Source organism: Sulfuricurvum sp., assembly GCF_028713855.1.
In the GTDB taxonomy this organism is placed as follows: Bacteria; Campylobacterota; Campylobacteria; order Campylobacterales; family Sulfurimonadaceae; genus Sulfuricurvum.
In genome coordinates, this window is the sequence record NZ_JAQTNN010000011.1 from 1 (window position 1) to 19,002 (window position 19,002).

Here is a 19,002-nt window from a genome sequence, read left to right on the forward strand (position 1 = left end):
AATCTGAAGTGATTGCAGGATGGAGTTTAGCTAAAACCCTCGATGCTCTTAAAGCCTATAAAGCGGGAACCCGCAATACCAAAGGTATGGGTGCGATCATGAAAGGTCAGACTGCAACTCTTAATGATGCTGATATGAAAACACTTTCTGAATATATTGCTAAACTCTAGGGGAGAAGTCCCCTCCCCTGCTTCTATCATTACACTCCTGATCATTATCAATCTTTCGCAATAATTTCACTTCCCCACTTCAGCGTGCTATAATCGCGCCTTCAAATTATTGACCAAGGACACTCATGAATAAAGCACAATTCGTAGAACTCGTACAAAAACATGGAGAGTATTCTTCAAAAGCAGCAGCTGACGCGGCTATCGATGCAGTTACTGCTGCTATCACTGAAGCACTAAGTGCTAAAGAAGATGTAGCACTTCCGGGATTCGGGTCATTCAAGACAGCTACTCAAGCTGCTAAAGAAGGAAAAGTTCCAGGTACAGATAAGACCTACAGCAAACCTGCAACAACTGTTGCTAAGTTCGCTGCGAGCTCAGTGTTAAAAGAAAAAGTAGCTGGGAAATAATTCCTGGCTACAAAATAAAAAATTTCATCACTTACCTTCTCGTTTTCACTCTCATTTACTTTCCCTAAAAACTGCAAAAAAAAGTCTCTTAAATCCAATAATATAGGGATTTTCTAAGAGTATTTTTCATCTACTCCTGCGCGGGAGTAGATTTATTTTTTCATATAACTATGCTGTAATTACGAAGTCATATTGTGAATTTTTTGCTAGTAACTCTCTAAAGCGAAGTCATGTTGTGTTTTCATATAACTATGCTGTAATTACGAAGTCATATTGTGAATTTTGTATCAAATTGTCCTGCTGGCATCCTCACTTCACTCAAAAAACGAAGTCATATTGTGAAGTATTTATATTCTTTGGTTTCATCCATTGAATAATGTTACTATTTTTATGATTTAGCCTATTACATGCACAATTTGACTACGTTTTGGATCATATGGGTATTATTATCAGCATATAGAAATGCATATAGTAAGAAAAAACGAAGTCATATTGTGAAGAAAGATATATTTAGACTATAGTCGCGAAGTCATTTAATACATCTTACGAAGTCATATACTACTTTGGCGAAGTCATTTAGTGACAAAACGAAGTCATATACCTCATAAAACGAAGTCATATTGTGAAGCTCTATAGGTATTTATAGATATTTATAGAATAAATAGATATCTATAGATGAACGGGAGAGATCAAGGGTCTTTACCCCTTGACTCACCCTATTCCTCAGAAAGACCTGGAAGTTCTTTTGTTTTATTTGGAGTACTCATAAAGGTAATGCTATTGTCGAAAGAGGCTTTACGGTAAATCAATTTTGTTTTTGGCTCATAAGTGATTCCATAGTCTTTTAAAAGTTCAGCACTATCACGGATCTCTTTGATAGCTGTTTGTTTTGTACGGATGGATTCCATTGGGAAGCCAATGGTTTGAAGAAGATTATCGATACTCATAGTACTTGCTTGTGCATGTGTCCAAAAGAAGCGGATAACTGCTCGAAGGAGAGCACTTTTGACTTTTAGAAGTTTTGGCAATTCTTTAGTGTAATTAACGGTAAGCTGATCTTCGAAGTATTTTCTGTATTCAGGCGTAATGACGATTCCAAAACTTTTATGCTTTGTACTATAAGCGAAAGAGCTAATAATATTGAAACTATAGAAGTCTTCCCCATCAGTCGTTCGAAACTCGATTGCAGTCGTTTGAATTTCATCGAGTTTGTCTTTGAGCCATTTAGTATTGCGCGATGTGGTTCCACTGTAAGATTTGAGGATATCAGAAGTTGAAAAATAGATGGCGATAGCTCCACCCTCCATTTCTTTAATTTCTTTAGCACCAGCAAAAAGACAGTCTAATAAATCCCTATGAGTTTGAGTGAGTATGTTACCTTTGATAACTGTTTTACCCCAGCTGGTCTCTATATAGCGTTTCTTTTGATTTTCAATGAATTGTGTGTAGGTTTTGGAAGTTGAACTAATTTTTTCAATTGGGGCAAAAACACCTGTTCGTAGTTCGCTGACCGTGGCATTAGAATTTTCAAATTTTTTAACAATATCAAATTCTTTGAATACAAGTTGTTGTTTTTCCACTTAAAAATCCTTCATGAACGATTTGGGGTCTACTTTTGTTTCGGGAAAAATCTGCCGTGAAACATATTTGCCTCCCAAAAGTTTTGCAGCGCCATAGTTGTCTTTGGTGAGAGAGATTTTTCGTAAATGGCTACGAGTTTCATCAACTTCTCCTTTTTTATCAGTAACAACACTGACTTCATAGACTAAGCGTACCGCATCGGTAAACGCACTCGCACCGCGTGCTTGAGTGGTGTTCTTTGTACTATGATGGATAAAGATAATTGTTTTATTTTCTTTTGCAGCCCATTCGGTAAATAGTTGCATGAATTTTCGAGCGTGAACATTGTTGTTTTCATCTGCTCCGAAGAAGGCGATAAGCGGGTCAAGGATAATCAGGTCATACATAGAGAGACTTTTTTTGAAATCGCTAAAAAAAGCATTAACTTCGACTCCCCTTCCCTGCTCTATCAATACTTGGATTGTAGGACTGTTACTAATTGCCATTCTGCCCTTGAAATATTCCAGTGGTTTAGCAACTATTGAAGAAGCTATTTTTTCAGCACGATGTGCAGTTAATCCAACTGGATCTTCTGATAACCATGCAAATGTTTTGGCAGTTGGAGATTCAGTGAGGTAGCGCATCATAAGCTGTAAAACCATCCAACTTTTTCCGCTGCCACCTGGAGCAGAAATGAGTGAAACGGTTTTTTTGGGAAAAGGGAGCCACTCTTTACAAATAAAATCAGCCTCTTCCGCTTTGAGTGAAACAATGTCATGTGTTTCAAACAATTCTACTCGGTGAGTTTGTCTGAAATTTTCAAACTTTTCTAGGGTTTTTGAGAGCAAAGCTGTAGAAGCAATAGACTCATTATGAAGGTCATGATTGAATGAATGAATAAGAGAGGTTAACTGACGTTTGTTACTTAACTCGCCCAAGGAGTCTATGTAAGGTCGAATAGTTGCAACAGGTGTTGCAGTGAGAATCAAAATGAGTTCATTTTCAAAAACATGACCATTTTTTTTCAAAGAATTATTGATCATCCCCTCTTCTACCGGTATACCGTTGGAGTGAAGATTCAAAATAGTTTTTAAAATGATTTGATGTGATTCATGAAAACAAAGTTCTTGTGAACTAAGCTGATGATAAAAATCGTTTATTAAATTCGGTTCAAATATTAAACTTGCAAGCAAAGTACGTTCGAGATCAATATCGTATAACTGGTGAGTCATCAACTTCCTTTGCTATTGTATGAGATATTTTAGCATACTTTGCTTCAACTCACAAAAATACTAACAACACTAACACTAGGGCATGATTTTTGCTATACTAAGGCAAATAGATTGGGATAGAAGATGATTATTACGATATCACACCAAAAGGGCGGTGTAGGGAAATCCACCCTCGCCTATAACATAGCATTAGAACTAGCACGAAAGAATAACGTTGAAGTTATAGACTTGGATGTTCAGCAAACCGTAACAGCCTATAATCAAATTCGAGAAGAGATGGGACAAACTCCTTTGCCTGTTCATATTTTTACAATGGCCGAAGAGTTAGAAAATTACTTTGAATCTATGGACGACGAAACTATTGTGATTGTTGATTCTGGAGGGTTTGATTCAAGTCTCAATCGTTTTGCTATCTTGGTCAGTGATTTTATCATTACTCCAGTATCGAGTGAGTTTACAGAGATTTTAGGACTTCAAAAGTATGAGAGTATCTTGCGCGAATTATCAGAACAATCAGGTGTGAGCATTGTTACGAATGTTGTTCTTAACAAAACCAATCCAAATCAGAAAAAATTTGATGAAGTCAATGCATTTATTAACAGCTCTAAACATTTTAGTTTAATGGACTCTATGATGCGAAGACGAGTAGACTTTGCGAATAGTGTCGCGTATGGCTTTAGTGTTAGAGAATTAGATAAAAAGTCTGAATCCACAAAAGAGCTAAAAGAATTTGTTAAAGAGATTAAACGTAAGGTAGGGATAAATGACAAGAAAAAAGATTGATTATTCATTAGCAAAGAAAATCTCACAAAATGCAGCTTTAACAGAGCAGATTCAAGCCGTCGAAAAAAATCCTGATGTTGTAATCGAAATCCCTCTTTCTAAATTACAAGCCAATCCTTATCAACCGCGTATTGAAATGGAACCCATTGCACTTAAAGAGCTTGCGGACTCTATAGAACAAAATGGTCTTTTACAACCTATTGTTGTCAGTAAGGATAATGACGTATTGACTATTATTGCTGGACATAGACGTTTTGAAGCGCATAAGCTGCTTGAAAAAGAGTTTATTAAAGCGGTGGTTATGGATAAAGTTGTGCATGCACAACTGGCACTTTTACCTTTGGTCGAAAATTTACAACGAAGTGAAATGAACCCTATTGAAAATGCTATAGCATTTAAGAAGATTCTTGAAGACAAAATCGTAGAAACTCAGAATGATTTAGCAGAAGCTATAGGAGTGTCGAAAAGTTGGTTATCTAAAACCTTATCTGTTCTCCGACTGCCCTCTTCTCTTCTGGATAAAATCAAAGCAGATAAGTACAGTGATATTACAGTTTTATCCTCTCTCAATAAAGTAAATAGTGATCTTGTAGAAAAGCTTTATATGCAAATCAAGACCCTTTCACGAACCGATGCGTTGGAAACTATAAAAAAAGCGTTATCTAAACCAGCAAAACCTAAAGATCGTGTAGAAGTATCTAAAAATAAAATTGTCATTAATACGTTAGGCTTGAAAGCTGATAAAAAAGAAAAAGTCGAATCCTTGATTAGCCAAATCAAAGAGCTCATTGGAGAATAAATAGGAAAGTTGTGCATGCACAACTTTACAACACCTCTCTCCCTCTCACGCAAACAAAAGAAAGTATAGAGATATAAATGGATTATCATAGTGTGAAGGATATTTCAATTTGCCACATAATGACCGATTTATTGAAAAACGTCATAGACTGGTGATTATGAAAAAATATCTTGAAACAAATGAATTGGCAGCACTGTTCTTCTTGCACTACTTCAAGTACACCCGCTACGCCTTTAAAAAGCAAAAGAGTGAAGAGGACATTGCCTCCATACATGCTCACAGAGAACTGATGCGTCTCTTTGGCAGATTGCACAATGCCAAGGCGAGGGTAGGGGGGCAAAGTGTCGTCGATATGATTGTAGAACAAATTTCACCATCCAATAACCCCTTTGTACAAAGGGTATCGAGTGTGATGGAAGAGAGCATTGCCTTTATCTACGATCATGTCCTCCTTGATGAGAGGGAACACCCTTTGCTAGAGAGATATGCATGATAAAACGTCTATTTAAAAAACTGTTCGGTAGTCGCAGTAAACACACCAAAGAGTACCACATCACCAACCTCGCATTTGGATGCATAGAGTAGGGGATATCCATGATGAACTCGTTGAATGATTTTCACACAGAAGTGATTGAGACCTTATGTGAACTGGGAGGGTACTGTGAAAACGATGCCAAAGCCATAGCAGAAGAAAAGCTCTCCGATATCGAATACGGCCATAAATACCGCCTCAGCCCAGCCATTATCGCGGGGTCTATTTTGGGAATAAACGATTGCTGTGTTCCAAACCAACCACACAAGAGTTGACCTTTGCAAAATTGCTATAGTTGTGACCTATAGAGCACAAACAACCCTTGAAGCTTCTACTGTATCCTCTCAGAGCATTTTTTAGCCTCCTTAGAGCGATGAACGAATCATAAACAACTCTAGGGTGCAATAAAACACTTCTGAGGCTTAGAGGTGTGTTATCATTGCACTAATGATAAACAATCCATAAGAGAAGAACACCATGCAGCAACCTTTTATGGCATATGAAAACGATACGGACGGATTCACCACTGGTAATCTCCTTATTCAAAACGGTACCGACACGATTACAATTGAGGGAACTCTCAATATCACCAAAGATAAAGAGGGGCTCGAAGCGGTACTCAAACTCAAACGCGCCGTTGATGCCGCCATTGATGCGCTCAAACGTGACCGTAATCTCCCAGATAGCATTCGAGACTAAGGTGAGAACACAAAATGGACGAGATAGAAGAATTAGAACTTCATCCTCGGATTAAAACCGAAACGGCCAAAGGGCGCACCTATGGTGAGTGTGTTATGGATGAGATTATGAGTATTCGTATGATTGACGGAGAGTTTCGCACTACCTTGCACATCAAAGAGAAACCCAAACGGTTATGTTGTGAGGATGCATTGATCTATTACACCCCAAAGCTACGTAGCGTATGGGCGAATATCCTGGAGTAGGGTGGGGTGTTGAATGCTATTTTTCCAATACTCTTTCGGTAATTGCCACTCCTGTTTTACACTCATAATAGCCGACATGGGTCGCAGAGCGATAAAAGATCGCGTATTGCTCCTCCACTTTTGCTAATTCAATCGCATCTTCAAATGAGATCTCATAAATACAATAACTCTCTTCGCTATGTTCATCTAAATAGCCTAATGCTTCATCAAACGGATATCCGTACTCTAAAAGCTTCTCAAAGAGCTGTTCGTTACGAGCCGTATTTTCCTCAAGACTAAGTGGTTGATTGTTTGGATTCCATGCGGTGAGAATGGCAAAAGGTGCATTAAAGGGTGCGTAAGCGGGTAGGGTGTCAATGGTAAAATCGATCTCTTCAGCATTGTGAGAGATTCTAAAATGGGTGTTATCGTAAATGTCTTTCATGCAATCAGTATAGCATCAAGATAGCTTGAGCTTAGCTGAATGCTAAAATCAAGCCTTGATGTCGAGATTCTGACCCAGACCGGTCAGCTCGGCAGCTAGTGATGCGTTGGAATCTTGAGGAACAGGGGCACTCTCAAGCAATTTCATAATCCCTTGCTCTTGCGTATGAATCGCTTTTTTCAAAGCGTACATCTGCGGTCCCATTCCACCTTGTGAATTGATTGGATCCATAATTTATCCTCCTTTTGGAGTTAGGGATATATCGGCAAATATTTTGATAACCATTAAAAAAAAGATCCATTCGAATACAACAAGGTTGCATTCTCAATTATTAACCGATACAATTTCAACAATACATACAAAGGAGAGACTATGAAAAGTTATACTATGCCTATTTCACAACCTATTACGGATAACCGTATCGCGAGCCTCTCTCTCCTCCTGCTGAACCTGCTGTAATTTCCACTTTTTCAATTTCTTTTTTTTAATTTTTAGTTTTGCCGCATCGGGCGCAGTGCGTCCGTATGTCAGCATTTTTTCATTGTTAACTATATGAGGATATCTCTATGCACACGCATACAAAATATACACCGTATCCAACGGTAAAATTGGATAAACGAGAGTGGGCGGATAAATCTGCCACAGTTGCCCCGCGATGGGTCAGTACCGATTTACGTGATGGGAATCAAGCATTAGCCAACCCGATGGGGATAGAGCAAAAAATTGCCTATTTCAAAGCATTGGTCGAGTTTGGGTTCAAAGAGATCGAGGTCGCTTACCCCAGCGCGTCACAGACGGAGTTTGATTTTTGCCGTCGTTTGATCGAGGAGGGATTAATCCCTGAGGATGTCACCATCGGAGTGCTTGTCCCCTCGATAGAGCGTCATATCATCCGTAGTTTCGAGGCATTGCACGGGGCGAAGCGGATCAATATGCACCTTTATAATCCGACCGCCACCAATCAACGCAGTGTCGTCTTTCGTCGCAGTCGTGAGCAGATCATAGAGTTGGCATTGCTGGGTGTAGAGTGTATTAAACGCGAAGCACAGAGCTTTGGCGGAGAGGTGGTGTTTGAGTATTCGCCGGAGAGCTTTTCGCAAACCGAGTTGGATTTTGCCCGCGATATCTCCAATGCGGTTATTACAGCGTGGGAACCGACGCAGGAGCATCCGATGATTTTGAACTTACCCAATACGTTGGAAGCGTGTTCGCCTAATGTCTATGCCGATCGTATCGAGTGGATGTCCAAGCATATAAAAAACCGTGAGAGCGTCATCATCAGTGTCCATCCGCACAATGACCGAGGATGCGCGGTCGCGAGTGCGGAGTTGGCGGTATTGGCAGGAGCTCAGAGAGTGGAGGGGACGATTCTTGGAAATGGCGAGCGGGCAGGAAATGTTGATTTGATTACGTTGGCGTTCAACTATTTTTCCCAAGGGATCAATCCGTGTTTGAGGGTTGAGAAAGTGGATGAGATATTAAGCCGTATCACGAGCATTACAGGGTTGAGTGTCGCCGAACGTCATCCGTATGTAGGATCGATGATCTACACGGCGTTTTCAGGCACACACCAAGATGCGATCAAAAAGGGAATGGAACACTACAGAGGGCAAAACAGCTCCACATGGGAAGTACCGTATTTGGCGATAGACCCGCGCGATATCGGCAGAGAGTACAAAGACTCGATCCGTATCAACTCCCAATCGGGCAAAGGGGGAGTGGCGTATGTGTTAAAAGAGATCTACGGTATCGAAGTCCCCAACGAGATGCAGACGAAGCTTGCCGACGAGGTAAAACGCATTTCGCAAAAACGAGGCGGTGAAATCAGCAGTGACGAGGTGCTTGGGATTTATGAGGGGATGATGAAACGTAATGAAAACAGTTGGAATGCGCAGGAATACAACAACCATGCGTCGTTTGTCTCAACCTTGGCATTGCCCGTCGTTGACTTACTTGCTCCGATAGAGGGGGAGGAAATATTGGATTTGGGATGCGGTGAGGGAACATTGGCACTTGAAATCCAAAAGAGCGGTGCGAGAGTAACGGGAGTCGATTTGAGTCACGAGATGGTAAAAAATGCAAGAGCAAAAGGGATTGATGCAACGGTAATGAGCGCTACGGAGTTGGAGTTTAAAAACCGATTTGATGCGGTTTTTTCCAATGCAGTGCTTCACTGGGTAAAAGAGAGTGAAACCGCTGTTAAAAACATCCATGATGCCTTAAACCCCCATGGAAGATTCGTCGCAGAGTTTGGAGGGGTAGGTAATTGTAAAACCGCCGTCAATGCGATGAAAGAGGTGTTTAAAAATCATCCTGAATTTGGAGTGTTTGAAGACCCGTGGTACTTTCCGAGTGTGGAAGAATATCGTACCCTCTTGGAGTCGAGCGGGTTTAGAGTAGAATACATTGAGTTAATTCCGAGACCGACCCCCGTGGATGATATCGCCAACTGGCTTGATCTTTTCGCCAATGGGGTAACGGCTCATTTGAGTCGCGAGGAGTTTAGTGTGTTTAAAGAAGAAGCTAGTAGGATTACGAAACCGATATTATTTGATGAGAACAACGGTTGGCATGTTGATTATGTACGTTTGAGAGTTAGAGCGGTGAGGGGGAAATAAATGATTGATACAGTATTTGCAGAACGTTTCGCCCATGAGTGGGTCGAGGCGTGGAATAGCCACGATTTAGAATCAATTTTATCCCATTACAGTGATGATTTCGAGATGAGTTCGCCGTTTATTAGCTCGTTTAGCCCTGAATCGGGCGGGACGTTGAGAGGCAAAGAGGCGGTCGCTCAGTATTGGGCGGCGGCATTGGAGAAATTTAGCGATCTGCATTTCGTACTGGATAGTGTATTTGTCGGAACGGATTCTATCGCCCTCACGTATACGTCGGTGTTGGATAAAAAGGCGGTAGAGGTTTTCTTTTTCGATGAGAACGGTAAGGTTTTTAAAGCTGCGGCGCATTATAGGGAGGGTTAAAAATGAATGAAGAGACAATAGATTTTACAGAAATTGCAGATAGTATTTATAAGATGCTTTATATTGTTGCTGATTTGCGAAGAGATCTTGAAATATATCGAGGGCTATTCGATTCAAAGGAAAATGAACAAATTTTGAAAAACAATTTCCGTGAGATTGAAGCAACTATCAGAGTAAGTATTAGTACAAGATTGATTCTTGGTGTTGCCGCACTTTTTGTCGATGGACGCAAGTCTTGTGGAGATGAAAATCTATCATTCAAGGCATTACTAAATCGTTCTGAGAATAACTTGAGTGATAGTACAAGAAAAATTTGGGAGAATATTGAAAAAATAATTGAGCAAATGAAGATTAAAGATTTTCGGAATAAACGCTTGGCTCATTTTGATTATGATGTACTCATGGGAAAGAAAATGATTGAAGCTACTATTCCAAATGACAAATTGGATGAAGCTCTTCAACTAGCTCAAGATTTGCTTCATCAAATTAGTTTTGACATAGGGTATTTGGATGGTTCGAAGTCGTATTTTTATACACCAATCCTGAAAGAGCATTCCCCAAAAGAATTTCTTATGAGAATTTCTAAAAAAATAAATTAACCTTTTTATTTATTACATACATCTGCAAATGCTCTAACCGCAGGTTCGATCTCCTCCATCTCAAATCCGCCGAATTCCATCCTCCCCCTGAATACTCATTTGTAAAATAGAGTCTGATTCCCGCTTCTTCGGCAAGATCACAATTAAGTGGAATTAGATAACATTATAGAAGCTTAAATTATCTAAAAAAGGAAATTGGAAAATGTCAAAAATATATATTGTGGATTATGGACTTAGCGGATGTCAAGTAGCTACTAATGATAAAATAAACAAGCTATTAGAAACAAATGGTTGGAAATGTACAGGATTTAATACTACATATTGGAAAGATATTGAAGATAAATGTGATGTCAAAAAAACAGAGCATGATCTAAGAATGCTCATACAAAAACAAGACAGTGAATGCACAGTCACTTTATTAATTCTATGCGTTGAGAAATCAGATGTTATTGGCACAAAAAGTGATGAAATAATTTTTGGATGCGACTTCAAATTTCCACGAACAAATAATTTTGCCTAAAGTAAACTATTTATCAGTAATGAAGATAGAGATTCAAGATAATTATCAATTGGATTTAAAGGTTTTTTTATGAGACGATCAGAATTTGAAGTTACCGACCCGCAAGCCATCGAATCGGTATTAAGCGAATGCGAGTACGGGGTATTGTCACTTATGAGCCGTGGTGAGCCTTATGGAGTTGCAGTTAATTTCGCCTATCGTGAGGGTACGGTGTACTTTCACGGAAGCATTGAGGGACGCAAAGTCGAAGCGATAGGTGAGAGTGCAAAGGTGGCGTTTTTGGTCGTGAAGCCTTATGCCTATATCCCGTCCTATTTTAGCGATACGAGTGCGGCATATCCCGCGACACAGTTTTTTACGTCGGTGCATATCAGCGGTCAAGCGGTACGGGTAAGAGATGAGCGGGAAAAAGCGTTCGGATTGACGGCACTGATGGAGACAATGCAACCGGAGGGGAAATACGACCCCATTGATGCGGGAAACCCGATTGATACGAAAATGATGGAGCTAACGGGGGTCTATAAAATCGTACCGAACGTGATGAGCCTCAAAGTCAAAGCGGGGCAAAATTTACCGAAAGAGCGGTACGATACACTTATCAAACATATAGAAGAGCGAAATGGCTCTGTGGATAATGCAACGATTCAGTTGATGCAACAATTTCAGAAACAAGCGGATGTATAATGCAAAAAACCATTATTTTTCGAGCTATAAAAGATCAATCGGATGCTATAGCGATCTTAGTCGGCGAACTTTTACAAGAGATTATGGATCGTATCGGTATCGACGTATTTCATTTTGATCTGGAAGAGACTAAAGAACGGCTGGTGGATTTTATAGAATCTGAAAAGAATTTTGTCTTTATCGCGATAGATGAACTATCGAATCAAATTATCGGCTTTGTGAGTAGCTACGAAGGGTATGCTTTGTATGCTGAAGGAGCTTTCGGAACAATGGCGGAGTTGTATGTTAAACCATCCTACCGTTCTCAAGGTATCGGAAAGATGTTGATTCAAGCACTAAAAGATTACGGTGATCAGAGAGGCTGGAAACGGCTTGAAGTAACAACTCCTCCGTTACCTCAGTTCGATGCGACTTTATCGTTTTATGAACGTGAAGGGTTTGAAATCTCCGGCGGACGAAAGTTAAAGAGAGTTTTGTGAAATGGAAGAGTATTTAGTATCCACTGACATCATCGATTTCACACATCCAAAAGTAGCCGAAAAAGCACGTGAATTGGCACAAGGGTGCAGTAATGATACAGAGCTTGCGAAACACTGTTTCGAGTTCGTTCGTGATGAAATACGTCATACGGGTGATGCGGGAGAGGGGATTACAACCCTACGCGCTAGTGAAGTGCTTGAGCAAGGACAAGGGTGGTGCTATGCTAAAAGTCATCTGTTTGCCGCACTGCTTCGCGCCAACGGTATCCCAACAGCACTTTGCTATCAACGGCTAAGCTGTTCGGAATACGTCGAGGGTATTTATTGTCTGCATGGGTTGAATGCTGTCTATCTTAAAGAGTTTGGATGGTATCGAGTCGATGCACGCGGAAACAAAGAGGGAGTAGATGCGCAGTTTAACCCGCCATATGAAAAACTGGCATTTGAGTTGGGTAAAAATGAATACGATTTACCAGATCGGTATTCTCTGCCGCTTCCTGTGGTGATAGAAGCGTTGACAACCTGTAAAAATTATAATGAAATGGTCGGGCATTTTCCGGATATTGGATATTCAATATGACTATCCAAAACAGCACTATCGACGACATCGATGAGATCTTTAGACTCTATAAAATAGCGACTGATTTCCAAAAGTCCAAGTTTTTCGTCCATTGGCCGGAGTTCAAACGGGAACTGATCGAGACAGAGATACGCGAGAATCGTCAATGGAAGATTGTGATTGATGGACGTATAGCGTGTATCTGGGCGACAACGTTTAGTGATCCGCAGATATGGGGAGAACAAGATCGTGATCCCGCTGTCTATATTCACCGTATTGCGACCAACCCTGATTTTAGAGGGAACAATTTCGTAGCCCGAATCATCGAGTGGGCGGAACAATACGCACGAGAAAATGACAAAAGCTATATTCGAATAGATACCATCGGTGAGAACAGAGGGTTGATCGAGCATTATAAAAAATGCGGGTTCGAATATCTAGGGTATTTCAAGCTGGATTCTATCGAAGGATTACCCGACCATTATGCACTCGCGGATGCGTGTTTATTTGAGATAAAGATAAAAAAGAAAAACAATGTTAAATAGTATCTTGAATTTCATCCAAATCACAGAAAATATAGCCTCATCTGGACAGCTTGATGAAGCTCAATTCGCCATAATTGCCAATGCCGGATATGATGTAGTTATCAATCTCGCGATGCCAAATTCAGAAAATGCGATACCCTATGAGGAAGAATTGGTTACTTCTAAAAATATGGTCTATATTCATATTCCAGTTCCGTTTGATAATCCTGAATTTTTTCATGTGCGATCATTTATTAAAGCCATGGAGACTTTTTCGGATAAAAAAATATGGGTACATTGTGTGAAGAATTATCGAGCATCAGCTTTTTTATATCATTACTTGCATAAATCACGAGGTTTTAGTATTACTGAGGCACAAAAAGCGATACTTTCATCATGGGAACCGAATGAAATATGGCAACGGTTTATGAGTCTTGATTCTAATTAGGTATGTGCATACAATAAAGGGGGAAATATGAAACCGAGAATTAGCATGATTACATTAGGTGTCCAAGATATGGTTCGTTCCATAGCATTTTATGAAAAATTAGGTTTTGTTCGTCAAAACGATGATAAAGAGGTCGCATTTTTCGCACTGAATGGTTCATGGCTTGGTCTTTTTGGACGTGAAGCACTTGCTAAGGATGTGCAGGTAGAATCCGGTGATTGTCAATTTTCAGGGATGACATTAGCCCATAATGTAGAGAGTGAAGCAGAAGTTGACGAAGTTTTTGCCCATGCGATTGCTTCAGGAGCCACCATAGCCGGAACCTCAAAAAGTTTTTTGGGGTGGGTACAGCGGTTATTTTAAAGATCCGGACGGATATTTTTGGGAGATAGCATACAATCCGTTTTTTTGGATTGGACCTAAAGACGAATAAAGAGACATACATGAAAAACAAATTGCATTTACTATGCGGAAAAATGGCTTCCGGAAAATCTACCTTATCAAAAAAGCTAGTTGTAGAACATAACGCCATAGATTTGTGTGAAGATGAGCTTTTGGCAAAGCTTTATCCTGAAGAGATCAAAACGATCCAAGATTATGTCAAATACTCAGAACGTCTAAAAGAGGCGATTCGACCTCATTTAATCGATCTATTGCGAAATAATATGAATGTAGTGATCGATTTTCCGGCAAATACACAAAAGCAACGAGAATGGTTCAAAGAAATTTTAGAAATTGCAAACGTTGATCATATTCTCCATTATGTGGATAAATCCGATGATGTATGTAAGATGCAGTTGCGAAAACGAAATGAGGGATTATCTAAAGATGCTCCTTTGATTTCAGAGGAAGTATTTGATGCGATAACTAAATATTTTGAGCTACCTCATGAAAATGAAGGGTTTAATATTATTCGATATGCGTAATAATTCTCTTCAATTTTTCAAGTAGGAATTAATTTTATAATCTCGCGCTTACTCTCCTGAGTTGGAGCATTTAGTTTAACACATGTATGCATTCCCACTCAGGAGAGTGGGAATGAGTGATACTTGACATCAAGACGTGTATCCTGCGGAGCTTCCAGTAGCACGACTTATTTAGAACTCAATCCATTCCGTGCTTTGCATCACTTGATTGTCAACGGTAATGTGGCACTGCACAAACTTAGGGGCATATGGATCGTCGTCATCTGGTAGATATAGCTCCGACCACGGTATGGAGAGCTGAATTGGTATTAGGTCAGGACTACGCTCCACTATTGTGCTGCCACCGACCGCAACTAGGCCATATGGGTCAGAATACTGGCCATTGATGCTCTTTAAATACTTCTTTTTCTCGGACGCGAAGAGGCACAAGATTCCACCTCGCCGACCAGTCATGAACGCGAAGTCCGCACGGCCAACGATGCCAACCACAGCTCTTCCGGCGCTATTCGCGCCACGAGTCACCGCAATAGTATGAAGGAATGCGGAGGGCGCTGGAGGTGACGTAGATGCCGTGCCAGGATTGCTGAAGTCAAAGCCCACTGAGGCGCTCGGCGGTCCCCATTGAACCTCTTTCATCTTGGCATCCTCAAACTTCAGCCCAACCGTGCCAGCGTCACTTGCACCGTTCCCACCCACTGTGCTCACAGTAGTGTCTGTGCCGGAGGCAATATCAGAGAAAAGCTTTCTGGCTTCGCGGTCGATGAGATCGGGAGCACAAGCCATTATGTCCCCGCCCGTTGCATAGACGCAACCTGCTTGAGCTAGACGCTGGCGCAGTTTACTGGTCTGCAAAGTGACACCACCAACTTTGATCATGGCCGAGTCTTGCCCAAACTTAATTTGCGTGGAACCGGACTTCACCGAGATATACGCCTTGATCTCAACTGGTCGCTGTCCTGTAATCGTAGGAAGGGCCTCCTTCTTAAACCACTTCAGCAAGCCCGCATGCGAGCCGTCGGGCCACATCGTAATGCTGAATATCACAATAAATAAAATTTGTTTTTTCATTGCTACCTCTTGCGAAAATTGAACGCGGTTTGAAGTGCCCAACGTTTAAAATGAGCAATCAAAAACCCGCGAGCGGCTTTTCTCTTGCTCCCAAGCTCCAGCTTGGGAGTGTATATGTTAGTTTGCATTCCCAACGAGGACGTTAGGAACGAGGGATAAATTGCCCGCAGGGTAATTTATTGGCTCCACTGATTTGTTATATTTATTTGTTATTTAATATATTCTGTTCAGCGTTTTTCCTAGCTTCTGCCAACTTATCTTCTAGTATTTTTGCTTCATCAGCAGTAATAATATCAGACATTGACATTGCTCCCAATGCTCCACGAACTCTTGAAATATAAGCTCTTGCTTCTTTTTCTTCATTTTGTTCACTTAAAGTATCAATATCAGACTCTACATACATTATCATACTTTTTTTTGTTTCTTCAATTGTTTTCATTATTTATACTCCTTAATATAACTATTTATTCATACTGAAAATATACCATTTTGGCAAAAATTCACTCGATAATCGGACATTTAAAATGTCCTAATATCAGAAACATCCAACTAAAATTTTACATATGGACATATTTTTAAACATTTTACGCTGTTTTTCTTAAAATAATTTCCGCAAACATTTTAACGGCAGGTTCAATTTCATCCATATCGCGCCCACTCGCCGATTGCCGTTTCGTTTTCAAAAGGTACGTGTTGCCAGATGGTCATGATAACTCCTGCGGTGTTAATGTTAGAGTTGAATCCGAAAGGGGATCATTGCTGATTTTGAAAATCCCATACTTTCGTAAAATCGGTGTGCCGAGAGATTATCCGCATCGGTGAGGAGGGTGACTCGTCGAATCCCTTTTTCTTTGGTGCAGGTGAGGACGTATTCGAGCAAGGATGAGCCGATATCCTCTCCACGGTGTTTCTCATCGATAACCATATCTTCGAGCAGGGCGACTCTCTCTCCTAATGCCGTTGAGACGGTGTACAAGATATTAACCATCCCTACAATCTCGCCCTCTTTGCATGCGACGTATATCTCGCCGATCCGCTCATCCTCGATGATTTTTTTTAATCCCCTTGTCTGCTGCGTGCTATCGGGGGTAAACTCGACCTCTTTCGAAAAGAGCTGATGCAAAAGTGTGCAAAGGATCGGGATGTCTTCTATAGTTGCCGTGCGGTAGGTGATGGGAGTTTCTTTGGAAGCTGATTCGTAGGCGATCAGGATTTTTTTGCGCTCAATGCCCCATCGATAGCCGCTCATAGCACCGCTTTTTGCGATGACACGATGGCAGGGGATGAGATAGCCGATATGATTCTCCCCGATGGCGTTGGCGACCGCGCGTATCGCTTTAGGATTATCGATGGTATTGGCAATATCCTGATAGGTTGTTACCGCACCATTGGGAAGGTTAAGTAGTGCTTTCCAGACATTGATCTGTAGGTTCGTCCCTTTGACCAAGAGATTGTATTTTTTATTTTTGATAAAAATGTTTTCCAGATAGGTGCGGGCTTTTAGATCATCATGCACCAGATTGGCATTTTCCCAAAGCTCACAAAAACGTTTATAGATCGAGTCTTTGTTGTTGTCGATAAATCCCAAATAGCAGACCCCTTTGTCGGTATAGGCGATCAGCGCTTCACCGAAAGGGGTGAGACCAAAACCGTAGGTGATGGTGACGTCTTTCCCTTTTTCGCGCCACTCTTTTGGGGTGACCCCTATGAGATTGACAAACAGTTCGTGCAGTCTGCTGGAACTGGATAAGCCGATATCCAGAGTACTGTCCAAAAGAGACTTGGACTCTTTGATATGCTCTTTGGCGTAGTTCAGCGTTACGGAGTGGAGAAACTGTTTGGGCGTTACTCCGACATACTCTTTAAACACCCGCATAAAATGGTATTTGCTCATCCCTATGTTTCGAGCTATCTCATCGATCGAGGGCTGATCTTTGAAATGGGTGTCGATATAGGTAATGGCTTTGGCAATAAGCTGATAATTCTGATTTAATATCTCGATATCTTGCATACGATCACCTTTAATAGGTTGCATTATTATAGACTCTAAAACCCTTCAAAAGAGTTTCGAGTTCCTTTTTGATCTGTACTTGAAGGGGAATGTTGTTAATGTCGTCCAAAACATCGCATATTTTATGCGCGATAAGGATAAACTCTTTTTCCTTCATCCCCAATGTGCTCAACGCGGCAGAGCCCAGGCGTACTCCTGACGTAGACGAAGCAGGGCGGGGATCTGAGGGAATAGAATTTTTGTTGACGGTGATACCGGCATTTTCCAATGCCACACTTGCTTCTTCGCCGGAAAAATCTTTGTTGATCAGTGAAATGAGTACGAGATGGTTATCGGTTCCTCCGCTGATGAGCTCATAACCTCGTTGGATCAACACCTCCGCTAAAACTTTTGCATTGGATTTGATGGCTTTGGCATACTCTTTCCATGAGGGGTGCAAAACTTCTCTAAACGCCACCGCTTTTGCGGCGATAACATGCACCAGCGGTCCTCCTTGTGTTCCGGGGAAGATGGCACTGTCGATTTTTTTAGCGATCTCTTCGTTGTTTGTCATAATGATACCGCCGCGAGGACCTCTGAGTGTTTTGTGGGTCGTGGAGGTGACGACGTCAGCGTAAGGAAACGGGCTCATGTGCTCTCCCGCCGCAACCAATCCGGCGATATGGGCGATATCGGCAAAGAGTATTGCACCCACTGCGTCGGCGATTTCTCGAAACCAGGCAAAATCAATTTCGCGGGCATAGGCTGAAGCTCCGCAGACGATAATTTTGGGTTGAACGATTTTTGCGATTTCCATGACATTATCATAATCGATACGACCGTTTGATGCTACACCGTAGGTAAAGGAGTGGTAGTTTTTTCCTGAAAAGTTTGGTTTCGCACCGTGGGTTAGATGTCCTCCGTGGCGTAAATCCATCCCCAATATTTTATCTCCGGCATTCAATAGTGCCGCATAGACGGCTCCGTTTGCCTGACTGCCCGAATGGGGCTGTACGTTCGCATAGCGACAGTCGAAAATTTCGCAAAGTCGATCTTTCGCCAGTTGCTCTATCTGATCGGCAAATTGACATCCGCCGTAGTATCGTTTGTTCGGATACCCCTCTGCGTATTTGTTGGTAAAAATGCTTCCCATCGCCTCCATAACAGCAGGTGAGGTAAAGTTCTCACTCGCGATCATTTCCAGATGTGTTGACTGTCGGTCGAACTCATTTTCAATAATGGCGAAAACTTCCGAATCCGCAACCGATAAACTCTCTTCACGTATAAAACTCATCGCGTCCCCTTTTTGAATGGTTCGTCAAAGTTTATCTCTCTGAGTAGATATTGGCAATCCAAATCTTGCTGAAATGGAG

General features: G+C 41.2%; 27 protein-coding genes. 18 read left to right on the forward strand and 9 right to left on the reverse strand.

What is annotated here, in order from left to right; all coding sequences use genetic code 11:
- The first annotated feature begins 295 nt into the window (after positions 1-295).
- Positions 296-577, forward strand: a complete 282-nt coding sequence (locus PHI47_RS10390; RefSeq protein WP_299892109.1) for an HU family DNA-binding protein — start codon at positions 296-298, stop codon at positions 575-577.
- A gap of 716 nt (positions 578-1,293) precedes the next feature.
- Here PHI47_RS10390 and PHI47_RS10395 read toward each other — a convergent pair.
- Both PHI47_RS10395 and PHI47_RS10400 read right to left on the reverse strand, forming a co-directional pair.
- Complete coding sequence (locus PHI47_RS10395) at positions 1,294-2,157, reverse strand: RepB family plasmid replication initiator protein (RefSeq protein WP_299936845.1); 864 nt, start codon at positions 2,155-2,157, stop codon at positions 1,294-1,296.
- The gene (locus tag PHI47_RS10400; RefSeq protein WP_299936848.1) at positions 2,158-3,369 is read right to left on the reverse strand and encodes an AAA family ATPase; all 1,212 of its coding nucleotides are present in this window, start codon (positions 3,367-3,369) and stop codon (positions 2,158-2,160) included.
- A gap of 123 nt (positions 3,370-3,492) precedes the next feature.
- On the opposite strand from PHI47_RS10400, the gene PHI47_RS10405 reads away from it, so the two are divergent.
- The 6 genes from PHI47_RS10405 (at position 3,493) to PHI47_RS10430 (ending at position 6,427) form a co-directional block, all read left to right on the forward strand.
- A complete protein-coding gene (locus PHI47_RS10405; RefSeq protein ID WP_299936851.1) occupies positions 3,493-4,152 on the forward strand; it encodes a ParA family protein in 660 nt (219 codons plus the stop codon).
- The gene (locus PHI47_RS10410) at positions 4,133-4,951 is read left to right on the forward strand and encodes a ParB/RepB/Spo0J family partition protein (protein ID WP_299936853.1); all 819 of its coding nucleotides are present in this window, start codon (positions 4,133-4,135) and stop codon (positions 4,949-4,951) included. Before PHI47_RS10405 ends, PHI47_RS10410 begins: the two co-directional genes overlap by 20 nt.
- Before the next feature lie 109 nt (positions 4,952-5,060).
- On the forward strand, positions 5,061-5,444 hold the full coding sequence (locus tag PHI47_RS10415; RefSeq protein WP_299936856.1) for a hypothetical protein: 384 nt from the start codon (positions 5,061-5,063) through the stop codon (positions 5,442-5,444).
- Between the two features lie 101 nt (positions 5,445-5,545).
- Positions 5,546-5,758 (forward strand): hypothetical protein, encoded by a 213-nt coding sequence (locus tag PHI47_RS10420; protein ID WP_299936859.1) that lies wholly within the window; start codon positions 5,546-5,548, stop codon positions 5,756-5,758.
- 202 nt (positions 5,759-5,960) lie between these two features.
- Positions 5,961-6,182: a hypothetical protein gene (locus tag PHI47_RS10425; protein WP_299936861.1), complete on the forward strand. Its 222-nt coding sequence runs from the start codon at positions 5,961-5,963 to the stop codon at positions 6,180-6,182.
- A 14-nt stretch (positions 6,183-6,196) separates the two neighbouring features.
- The gene (locus tag PHI47_RS10430) at positions 6,197-6,427 is read left to right on the forward strand and encodes a hypothetical protein (RefSeq protein WP_299936863.1); all 231 of its coding nucleotides are present in this window, start codon (positions 6,197-6,199) and stop codon (positions 6,425-6,427) included.
- 16 nt (positions 6,428-6,443) lie between these two features.
- On the opposite strand, the gene PHI47_RS10435 is transcribed toward PHI47_RS10430, so the two are convergent.
- From PHI47_RS10435 to PHI47_RS10445, 3 genes are all read right to left on the reverse strand, one after another.
- Positions 6,444-6,851, reverse strand: a complete 408-nt coding sequence (locus tag PHI47_RS10435; protein WP_299936865.1) for a DUF3293 domain-containing protein — start codon at positions 6,849-6,851, stop codon at positions 6,444-6,446.
- A 48-nt stretch (positions 6,852-6,899) separates the two neighbouring features.
- Positions 6,900-7,082: a hypothetical protein gene (locus tag PHI47_RS10440; protein WP_299936868.1), complete on the reverse strand. Its 183-nt coding sequence runs from the start codon at positions 7,080-7,082 to the stop codon at positions 6,900-6,902.
- A 165-nt stretch (positions 7,083-7,247) separates the two neighbouring features.
- A complete protein-coding gene (locus tag PHI47_RS10445) occupies positions 7,248-7,385 on the reverse strand; it encodes a hypothetical protein (RefSeq protein ID WP_299936873.1) in 138 nt (45 codons plus the stop codon).
- Positions 7,386-7,417: 32 nt separating this feature from the next.
- On the opposite strand from PHI47_RS10445, the gene PHI47_RS10450 reads away from it, so the two are divergent.
- The 11 genes from PHI47_RS10450 to PHI47_RS10500 all read left to right on the forward strand — a co-directional run bounded on the left by PHI47_RS10450 (position 7,418) and on the right by PHI47_RS10500 (position 14,571).
- Positions 7,418-9,469, forward strand: coding sequence for a 2-isopropylmalate synthase (locus PHI47_RS10450; protein ID WP_299936875.1), 2,052 nt, complete (start codon positions 7,418-7,420; stop codon positions 9,467-9,469).
- Positions 9,470-9,832 carry a nuclear transport factor 2 family protein gene (locus PHI47_RS10455; protein WP_299936877.1) on the forward strand — a complete coding sequence of 121 codons (363 nt, stop codon included), beginning with the start codon at positions 9,470-9,472 and terminating at the stop codon, positions 9,830-9,832.
- A gap of 2 nt (positions 9,833-9,834) precedes the next feature.
- Positions 9,835-10,431 carry a hypothetical protein gene (locus PHI47_RS10460; protein ID WP_299936880.1) on the forward strand — a complete coding sequence of 199 codons (597 nt, stop codon included), beginning with the start codon at positions 9,835-9,837 and terminating at the stop codon, positions 10,429-10,431.
- A 202-nt stretch (positions 10,432-10,633) separates the two neighbouring features.
- Complete coding sequence (locus PHI47_RS10465) at positions 10,634-10,951, forward strand: hypothetical protein (protein WP_299936883.1); 318 nt, start codon at positions 10,634-10,636, stop codon at positions 10,949-10,951.
- Positions 10,952-11,020: 69 nt separating this feature from the next.
- Positions 11,021-11,635, forward strand: a complete 615-nt coding sequence (locus PHI47_RS10470) for a pyridoxamine 5'-phosphate oxidase family protein (protein WP_299936885.1) — start codon at positions 11,021-11,023, stop codon at positions 11,633-11,635.
- Entirely contained in the window at positions 11,635-12,114 is a 480-nt protein-coding gene (locus PHI47_RS10475; RefSeq protein ID WP_299936887.1) for a GNAT family N-acetyltransferase, read from the forward strand. Before PHI47_RS10470 ends, PHI47_RS10475 begins: the two co-directional genes overlap by 1 nt.
- Before the next feature lies 1 nt (position 12,115).
- Positions 12,116-12,694 (forward strand): transglutaminase family protein, encoded by a 579-nt coding sequence (locus PHI47_RS10480; protein WP_299936890.1) that lies wholly within the window; start codon positions 12,116-12,118, stop codon positions 12,692-12,694.
- Entirely contained in the window at positions 12,691-13,218 is a 528-nt protein-coding gene (locus PHI47_RS10485; RefSeq protein ID WP_299936894.1) for a GNAT family N-acetyltransferase, read from the forward strand. The genes PHI47_RS10480 and PHI47_RS10485 overlap by 4 nt, the downstream gene beginning before the upstream one ends.
- Positions 13,208-13,645, forward strand: coding sequence for a protein tyrosine phosphatase family protein (locus PHI47_RS10490; RefSeq protein WP_299936897.1), 438 nt, complete (start codon positions 13,208-13,210; stop codon positions 13,643-13,645). The genes PHI47_RS10485 and PHI47_RS10490 overlap by 11 nt, the downstream gene beginning before the upstream one ends.
- Before the next feature lie 27 nt (positions 13,646-13,672).
- Positions 13,673-14,008, forward strand: coding sequence for a VOC family protein (locus PHI47_RS10495; RefSeq protein ID WP_299936900.1), 336 nt, complete (start codon positions 13,673-13,675; stop codon positions 14,006-14,008).
- Between the two features lie 80 nt (positions 14,009-14,088).
- On the forward strand, positions 14,089-14,571 hold the full coding sequence (locus PHI47_RS10500; RefSeq protein WP_299936903.1) for an ATP-binding protein: 483 nt from the start codon (positions 14,089-14,091) through the stop codon (positions 14,569-14,571).
- Positions 14,572-14,742: 171 nt separating this feature from the next.
- Here PHI47_RS10500 and PHI47_RS10505 read toward each other — a convergent pair whose 3' ends face one another.
- The 4 genes from PHI47_RS10505 to PHI47_RS10520 form a co-directional block, all read right to left on the reverse strand.
- Positions 14,743-15,639, reverse strand: a complete 897-nt coding sequence (locus PHI47_RS10505; RefSeq protein ID WP_299936906.1) for a hypothetical protein — start codon at positions 15,637-15,639, stop codon at positions 14,743-14,745.
- Positions 15,640-15,841: 202 nt separating this feature from the next.
- Positions 15,842-16,078 carry a hypothetical protein gene (locus PHI47_RS10510; RefSeq protein WP_299936908.1) on the reverse strand — a complete coding sequence of 79 codons (237 nt, stop codon included), beginning with the start codon at positions 16,076-16,078 and terminating at the stop codon, positions 15,842-15,844.
- Between the two features lie 291 nt (positions 16,079-16,369).
- Positions 16,370-17,650: a GNAT family N-acetyltransferase gene (locus tag PHI47_RS10515; RefSeq protein WP_299936910.1), complete on the reverse strand. Its 1,281-nt coding sequence runs from the start codon at positions 17,648-17,650 to the stop codon at positions 16,370-16,372.
- Positions 17,651-17,660: 10 nt separating this feature from the next.
- Complete coding sequence (locus tag PHI47_RS10520) at positions 17,661-18,923, reverse strand: serine hydroxymethyltransferase (RefSeq protein ID WP_299936912.1); 1,263 nt, start codon at positions 18,921-18,923, stop codon at positions 17,661-17,663.
- Positions 18,924-19,002: the final 79 nt, after the last annotated feature.